The 7,939-nt window shown below is 55.7% G+C and carries 7 protein-coding genes (1 of these 7 running past the window's edge); 3 read left to right on the top strand and 4 right to left on the bottom strand.

Going from position 1 to position 7,939, the window contains the following annotated elements:
* Both msrP and ACEWZM_RS11360 read right to left on the bottom strand, forming a co-directional pair.
* Nucleotides 1–330, bottom strand: the 5' end (the start) of a protein-coding gene (gene msrP / locus ACEWZM_RS11365; RefSeq protein ID WP_414006538.1) for a protein-methionine-sulfoxide reductase catalytic subunit MsrP. Its footprint begins 591 nt before the window's first position; 330 of the gene's 921 nt are visible here — the first part of the coding sequence; its start codon is at nucleotides 328–330; its stop codon lies off the left edge, out of view.
* A gap of 69 nt (nucleotides 331–399) precedes the next feature.
* The gene (locus tag ACEWZM_RS11360) at nucleotides 400–1,893 is read right to left on the bottom strand and encodes an FMN-binding glutamate synthase family protein (RefSeq protein WP_414006537.1); all 1,494 of its coding nucleotides are present in this window, start codon (nucleotides 1,891–1,893) and stop codon (nucleotides 400–402) included.
* Between the two features lie 115 nt (nucleotides 1,894–2,008).
* Here ACEWZM_RS11360 and ACEWZM_RS11355 point away from each other — a divergent pair, with 115 nt between their 5' ends.
* Together ACEWZM_RS11355 and ACEWZM_RS11350 are read left to right on the top strand one after the other, a co-directional pair.
* Nucleotides 2,009–2,503 (top strand): DUF302 domain-containing protein, encoded by a 495-nt coding sequence (locus tag ACEWZM_RS11355; RefSeq protein WP_414006536.1) that lies wholly within the window; start codon nucleotides 2,009–2,011, stop codon nucleotides 2,501–2,503.
* Nucleotides 2,504–2,591: 88 nt separating this feature from the next.
* Complete coding sequence (locus tag ACEWZM_RS11350; RefSeq protein ID WP_414006535.1) at nucleotides 2,592–3,149, top strand: hypothetical protein; 558 nt, start codon at nucleotides 2,592–2,594, stop codon at nucleotides 3,147–3,149.
* Nucleotides 3,150–3,225: 76 nt separating this feature from the next.
* On the opposite strand, the gene clpB is transcribed toward ACEWZM_RS11350, so the two are convergent.
* On the bottom strand, nucleotides 3,226–5,844 hold the full coding sequence (clpB, locus tag ACEWZM_RS11345; protein WP_414006534.1) for an ATP-dependent chaperone ClpB: 2,619 nt from the start codon (nucleotides 5,842–5,844) through the stop codon (nucleotides 3,226–3,228).
* A gap of 322 nt (nucleotides 5,845–6,166) precedes the next feature.
* Here clpB and pyrF point away from each other — a divergent pair, with 322 nt between their 5' ends.
* Nucleotides 6,167–6,898, top strand: a complete 732-nt coding sequence (gene pyrF / locus ACEWZM_RS11340) for an orotidine-5'-phosphate decarboxylase (protein WP_414006533.1) — start codon at nucleotides 6,167–6,169, stop codon at nucleotides 6,896–6,898.
* 510 nt (nucleotides 6,899–7,408) lie between these two features.
* On the opposite strand, the gene ACEWZM_RS11335 is transcribed toward pyrF, so the two are convergent.
* Nucleotides 7,409–7,831, bottom strand: a complete 423-nt coding sequence (locus ACEWZM_RS11335) for an NUDIX hydrolase (protein ID WP_414008015.1) — start codon at nucleotides 7,829–7,831, stop codon at nucleotides 7,409–7,411.
* Between the last annotated feature and the right edge of the window lie 108 nt (nucleotides 7,832–7,939).

Below are 7,939 nucleotides of genomic sequence, written 5' to 3'. Positions count from 1 at the left end.
AAGGATCTGCCCCATTGAGTAGCTGCCGGGGCGTTCGACCAGACCATCAATTTCAACGCTCCACGGCTGGGTGGTCATCTGGCCTGCATACGCAGCCGGATCTCCCTTACCTGTGCCGAACTCATAAAAATTGCAGTAGGTCGTCACATCATCCCAGCTGTTCAATTCCAGCGCCTCACCGGAGGCGGCGTACGCGGCACTGCCTCCCACCCCAGACAGACCAATACCAACAGCACCGCCAAGACCGGCCATGATTTGGCGGCGGTTCAGAAAAGCCGAAAAGGGCGTGACATCGGCGTCACTCAAATCGTTCTTCCAGCGGTGGGCCATGCGACGTCTCCTTTATGTCCGATATAAAGGGTCTAAGGCAGGTCGCGGCCCAATCCAAAACATATCGTCTCACGTCTCCGCGATAGAACTGTAACCTGGCATTAGCTCATGCATGGGGCGACTGCGCCCATCTTCCTGCATTATCCGCACATGGTGCCGCCGTAACTGGCGTGGCTCACTCACACCGACCGAATGTGCAATAGTCTCCACCTCATGTATGATTTCTTTGGCGTAGCGTGCGACACGTGTGGACTTTTCTTCGACCACCAACCCTTTTTGAAGGCGTTTGTCATGGGTCGTTATGCCGGTTGGGCAGCTGTTACGATTGCACTTTAGCGCCTGAATGCAGCCAAGTGAGAACATGAATCCCCGTGCAGAGGTGACAAAATCAGCCCCAGCCGCCAATGCCCATGCAATATCACCAGGATTCACCAGCTTGCCGGAAGCGACCAAACGGATGCGATCCTTCAACCCGTATTCGTCACGCAGGTTGCACACCATCGGCAGTGCTTCGCGTACCGACATCCCAACAAGATCTATCAGCGGCATCGGAGCCGCACCGGTGCCGCCCTCCCCCCCATCGACCGTGATAAAATCAGGTATGCTATCGTCCTTGCGGGCCGCGATGTGCAAAAACATTTCGCGCAAGGCTGCCTCCGCACCAACCACCAGCTTAATCCCTACCGGTTTGCCTGTGACCTCGCGGATATGAGCAATCATATCCATAAGTTGACCATAGTTTGCGATTTCAGGATGGCGGTTGGGCGAGATGCTGTCTTCACCTTCCGGGATGCCGCGAATTTCGGCGATCTTCTTGTTGACCTTTGCAGCGGGCAATATGCCACCTTTGCCTGGTTTTGCCCCTTGGGCCAGCTTCAACTCAAACATCCGCACAGCCTGATGCGCCGCGACCTTACGCAGTTGCTCGTCGCTCAATGTTCCTGTCTCATCCCGTACGCCATATTTTGCTGTGCCAATTTGAAACACCACATCGCAACCCCCTTCAAGATGATAGGAACTAAGACCGCCCTCGCCCGTGTTCATCCAGATACCGGCCTCACTGGCACCACGGCTCAGGGCGCGCACCGCTGGCGCGGATAATGCGCCATAGCTCATACCGGAAATATTGAAGAAGGACGGCGCCATATAAGGATGGCGTGCGGTGGGGCCGATCAGGCGCGGCTCGCAGCAGGCTTTGTCATCATCCAACGCCGGGAAGGCTGCATTCACAAAGATCGGTGTACCTGGCACAGTCAGATTGCGGGTCGATCCAAAAGCGACAGTATTGCCCTTACCTTCAGCCGCGCGCGCCACCCATTCACGCTGAGCGCGATTGAATGGCATTTCCTCACGGTCCATCGCAAAGAAATATTGGCGGAAAAACTCCCCCAACGTGCTGAACAACCCACGAAACCGGCCGATCACCGGGTAGTTTCGGCGCACGGCATCTTCGGTCTGCAACCGGTCGATCACAAACAGAACCGCTGCGACCAATGCCAGCGCGCCCAGCGCAAAGGCAAAAGCATACGCGAGAAATTCTATGGCGTTAGCCGCAAAACCCATGCAAAAACTCCTATATGATAGTGGAACGCGCAGCCCGTCGGCTTATCCACTCCGCGCTAACTTGGCGTATTCTGCCGGGTGAGCAAGTCACCTTTGATCACATTGGGAGAGGACCATGACAAAATCCACCGCAATCCAGACTGTCGGCCGGCTCGCCACTGCTCTGCCTTTGGCATCAGCCGTCGTTTTGGCAATTGGTCTGCCTGCAACAGCGGAGCAAAGCGGGATCGCACCTGAGGTCAGCTACCAAACCACGCTCAGCTTTGAGGATGTCACCTTTGGCTTGGAAAACGCCATCACCGATCGTGGGCTTCTGGTCGATCACGTTAGTCATGTCGGCGAAATGCTGGAACGCACCCGTGTAGATGTCGGCTCTGATGTCGTTTTGTTTGAGCAAGCCGAAGTCTATTCCTTCTGCTCCGCCAGCTTATCCCGCAAGGTGATGGAGGCTAACCCCATGAACATTACCTTTTGCCCCTATGATATTTTTGTTGCTCAACAACCTGGTAGCGACACGACCACTATTGGCTTTCGCGCCTTTCCTGAGGGTGAAATGCAGATAATCCAGACGTTGCTGAATGACATCGTTCTGGAGGCAATTGAGGAGTAGCACCCCACAGACTGAAATTCCCCGCTGCCACCCAGTTCTGATTTTGATACCTTGGGGAGCGATGTAATTGGTAGCGGGCAGATCCTCTATGAAATCGATTGTTGTTTCGGTGATGCTGCTTGCCATCACGCTGATTGCAGCCTGCTCGCCCGGCACAACCAACGGGCAAAATGAAGTCAATCGGCTTCAACAGGCCATTCAGGCACTCGGCCCGGATGTCGACCCGTTCGAAGCAGAGCGCGCCGCGAGGCTGGCCTATCACCATGCTACCGCGTTGGCAGAACAGTATCAGGTCTCAACCTCACCGATCCTGCACAACACTCTTGTAAACAGCGGTGTAAGGCAGCGGGGGCTTTGCTACCATTATGCCGAGGATATGCAGGCGCGCCTGCGACAGGAAAATTTCCAAAGTCTCGGAATTTTGCGGGCCATTGCAGAACCCCGAAACAACTTTCGTATCGAACACAGCAGCGCCGTGATCGTACCAAAAGGGGCCGATATCTATAGTGGAATTGTGCTGGATCCTTGGCGCCATGGCGGTAATCTGTTTTGGTCCGCCACATCCAAAGACCCTCGCTATGATTGGGAACCCCGCATGACAGTGCTGCGCCGCAAGAACACACGGCGCATCGAAGCACCCAATTGAGTTTATAGGCCTACGACGGGCAAAAAGGCCCACCATTTCTGGCAGGCCTTTCGCTATCTCTCTCGCTTAGATCCTCTTAGTGCACAACGACATCATCAGGGATAGGCCGATCGGTGGTGCCGATCCGGTCGCCGATGATCAACCCTTCGGCACCGGCGCTGACAGGCACCCTATCACCATCGCGGATATCACCCGCCAGTAGCATTTCCGCCAGCGGGTTCTGCAAGGCACGCTGGATCACCCGCTTTAACGGTCGTGCACCAAACACCGGATCATAGCCTTCGTCCGCAAGCCAAGTTTTGGCACCATCATCCAATTCCAGAACGATTTTGCGGCCGATCAGACGTTTTTCAAGCCGAGCAAGCTGCAGCGTGACAATCCCATCCATATCCTGACGCCCCAGTCGATCAAATATGATCGTTTCATCCAGGCGGTTCAGAAACTCCGGCCGGAAATGGGCACGCACGGCGTCCATCACATCACGCTTGGCGTCTGCGGCATCAGCCCCATCCGGAAGCTGGCTCAAGGCCTGCGCTCCGAGGTTAGAGGTCAGGATAATAAGTGTTTGCTTAAAATCCACCGTCCGTCCTTGGCCGTCGGTCAACATTCCATCGTCCAGCACTTGCAGCAGCACATTGAAGACATCCGGATGCGCCTTCTCGACCTCATCAAAGAGCACAACCTGATAGGGTTTGCGCCGCACCGCTTCAGTCAGCACGCCCCCTTCATCATAGCCGACATAACCCGGTGGGGCCCCGATCAGACGTGAGACCGCGTGTTTTTCCATGAATTCCGACATATCAACACGCACCATCGCACTGTCATCGTCAAACAGGAAATCGGCCACAGCTTTGGTCAGCTCGGTTTTCCCCACGCCCGTCGGGCCAAGGAAGAGGAAGGAGCCCAAAGGCCGGTTTTCATCATTCAGACCAGCCCGAGCGCGCCGCACAGCATTGGCCACCGCGGTTACCGCCGTATCCTGACCGATCACACGGCCATGCAAATCGGCTTCCATCCGCAACAGCTTTTCACGCTCACCTTCCAACATCTTGGAGGTCGGAATACCTGTCCAACGCTCGACCACGCCTGCGATCTGTTCCGGGCGCACAGCCTCTTCGACCATCAGACCATCTCGCTCAGAGGCCTCGGCTTCGCTCAGTTGTTTTTCCAATCCCGGAATGACCCCATAAGACAGCTCCCCGGCCCGGGCGAGATTACCTTCGCGTTTGGCTGCATCCAGATCGGCACGGGCACGATCCAACTGCTCCTTCAGCTCGCGACCCGACGCCAATTTGTCCCGTTCAGACTGCCACTGTGCGGTCATTTCAGCAGATTGTTCTTGTAGATCCGCCAGTTCCTTCTGCAAGGTTTCCAGCCGGTCCTTGGATGCTGTGTCATCCTCAAGCTTCAGCGCCTCTTCCTCGATCTGCATCTGCAGGATCTGACGATCAAGTGCATCCAGCTCTTCTGGCTTGCTGTCGACCTGCATGCGAAGGCGAGCAGCGGCTTCATCGACAAGGTCGATAGCCTTGTCCGGCAGGAAGCGATCAGTGATATACCGGTGTGACAGCGTTGCCGCCGACACCAACGCCGCATCAGCAATACGAACGCCGTGGTGCAGCTCATATTTTTCCTTGATCCCGCGCAGAATTGAGATGGTGTCTTCTACCGTTGGTTCCTGCACTGTTACTGGTTGAAAACGGCGGGCAAGGGCTGCGTCCTTCTCGACGTATTTGCGATATTCATCCAGCGTTGTGGCACCGATGCAGTGCAACTCGCCACGGGCCAGCGCAGGTTTGATCAGATTGGCAGCGTCCATCGCGCCATCAGATTTACCGGCCCCTACCAGCGTATGCATTTCATCAATGAACAGGATAATTTCGCCTGCGGCCTCAGTCACCTCAGTCAGAACAGACTTCAGTCGCTCCTCAAACTCGCCACGATATTTCGCACCCGCGATGAGCGCGCCCATATCAAGTGAAAGCAGCTGCTTGTCGCGCAAAGACTCTGGCACATCACCATTGACGATGCGCAGCGCCATACCTTCAGCAATCGCGGTTTTACCCACGCCAGGCTCTCCGATCAGCACGGGGTTGTTCTTGGTGCGGCGGCTCAAAACCTGCATGGCACGGCGAATTTCCTCATCCCGACCGATGATCGGGTCGATCTTGCCCTCTCGCACGGCCTCCGTCAGGTCGCGCGCATATTTCTTAAGCGCTTCATACCCGTCTTCAGCACTGGCGCTGTCGGCCTTGCGCCCTTTGCGAATATCATTCACCGCCTCATTCAGTGCCTGCGCAGTAACACGACCTGCAGCCAGCGCGTCTTTGGCCTTGGATTTGACCATGCACAAAGCCATCAACACCCGCTCAACAGGCACAAAGCTGTCACCGGCTTTTTCGGCGATCTTACCGGCCTCATCCAGCACTTTGGCGGTCTGACCATCTAGATAGATATCTGCGGAATTACCCTGAACTTTAGGCAGCTTAGCGACGGTCAATTCCAGCGCCTGTACAACCTGGTCCGGGCTTCCCCCAGAGCGTGTGATCAAATTACTTGCTAGCCCCTGATCATCGTCCATCAGCGACTTCAGCAAATGCTCCGGCATCAGCCTCTGGTGATCTTCGCGCCGCGCAATCGTCTGGGCCGCTTGGACAAAACCGCGCGCCCGTTCGGTGAACTTATTCAAGTCCATCTTACTCTCCTTATATAAGCGCCCTTTTTGTGTCGACGCCCGCTCTGCGGCACGTCCTTGTCAGGGCCTCTCGTTAAATGTGGGAGATCTTGCCGCCTCTTCAAGGTCACTTTGCGACAAAAATGTCACCAAATCCCTGATCCAGATCAAGACTCTTCTGTCATAGCGGCAAACCAGTTCACGTCTTGCAGTCTACCCCAATCCTGCTGCGCCCGTTTTACCCTTTCCCAAAGCTGTCTCCGGTACTAAAAGCAGCGCGACCCCAAGACCGCTCGCATGCACACCGCGCCTTATATGGCGCCACCAAAGACGAGGAACCACCATGTCCGCATCTCTCACTGGCACCCCCTCAAGTGATACCAACGCCGACGACCGTCTGATTGTTGCGATGGACGTGCCCAACGCCCTTGCTGGCTTGAAATTGGCCGATACTCTAGGTGATGCGGTCTCCTTCTATAAAATTGGTCTTGGCATGCTGACCGGTGGCGGTCTTGCCCTCGCAAACGAGCTAAAACAGGAGCGCGGCAAGCGCATTTTCCTGGATATGAAGCTGTTTGACATCAGTGCAACGATCGAGGCCGCAGTGCGCGGCTTAGCGCAGTTCGATCTGGACTTCCTAACCGTTCACGGTGACCCGCATGTCGTACGCGCCGCAAAGGAAGGAGCCGCAGGCACCAATCTCAAAATCCTTGGCGTGACCATCCTCACATCGCTGGATCGAACAGATTTGGATGAGTCGCTTATCAAAGCCGGCGATATCTCCGATCTGGTTCAGGAACGCGCCGGCCTTGCACTGTCTGCCGGGGCGGATGGCGTCATCGCAAGCCCGCAAGAAGCGGCGCTGATCCGCGCCCTGCCCGAAGCATCCGGAAAGTTGATTGTAACGCCGGGCGTACGCCCTACCGGTGCAGCTCTCGGAGATCAGAAACGCGTGGCGACCCCGGCAAGCGCATTGGAAGCAGGCGCAGATCATATCGTCGTTGGCCGCCCGATCTGGGCAGCCGACGCTCCGCGCGACGCAGCAGGGGATATTCTGGCCACGCTGCCACATTGAACCCGCAAGGTTTCAAACGAAACGCCGCCTACACGAGTTTCACTTCCTCAACACCGCCTACCTGCCAGTGCATGTCGCATTGGTGGGTCGCTTTGTCCCACCGGCCGAATTGACCACACCCTGTGTCGTCATATTTCGATATGCACAAACATTAGGCAAAAAATAAACTTTCCATCATGGCCAGCCCAGGATGGGATATCTTAGGCAGATCGAAAATCTGACGCGGGGTCAACCGTTGGTTTTACAAGGTATTTTTGCATTCCCCTGCCTCATATTGCGCCATTTCGTCCTGTGCCCACAAAAGCACACAAGCAGTGGTGGAATTACATAATCCTGCTCAACACGCTTTGCCCAGCGGAAAAAATGACCGACCCTGTGAAAGAGACACTCCCCTGACGGCCTTGCTCTTCCTGAGGTTCGTCACCTCCCCCGCTACAGCAGCGGGGGTTCTTTCTTTTGTAGCCTAAGAATACCCAGAAATGCCCACCCACTAGGCGGCTAAAAAACTGCTTATTCTACTGCCCCAGCCTCTGGTTTCTGCATCAGATAGGTTTGCAGGTATTCGACAAAATGCGGGACAGCCAGTTTGTGCCCAATGTACCAGCTCGGCCGAACAAGTGCCCAGCTTTGTCCTTCATCCCCCAGCCGTATGTCCTGCGCGCGTATGGCGGGCAGATGCGCAACAAAAAACCAAACCAATCCATCGCGCCGTTCATAGCTTCGCCGCCAAACAAGGTCCGCCTCCTGAACAACTATTCCGACCTCTTCCTCGGTTTCACGCAGGGCGCAACACTCCGGTGTTTCGTCACCTTCACGCCCTCCACCCGGGAAATCCCAATGGCCAGGATAAGGAATATGCGGATACGCGTCGCGCTCAATTACCAATAGCCTGTCGCCAATGAAAAGCGCCAGCTTTGCGCCATTGAATGTCATTGCTACTCCCGCCATGTCACATCGCCTACAGACAATCCGTTATTCAAAGGCTACTCTTTGATCCCCTGCTGCACCATGAGATTCCCTGCCAGTCCACCTCGGTTTTCA

This window comes from Phaeobacter cretensis, from assembly GCF_047372505.1.
Classification (GTDB): Bacteria; Pseudomonadota; Alphaproteobacteria; order Rhodobacterales; family Rhodobacteraceae; genus Phaeobacter; species Phaeobacter cretensis.
Note: the sequence above shows the minus strand (reverse complement) of the source record. Positions and strands in the feature narration are given on the sequence as shown.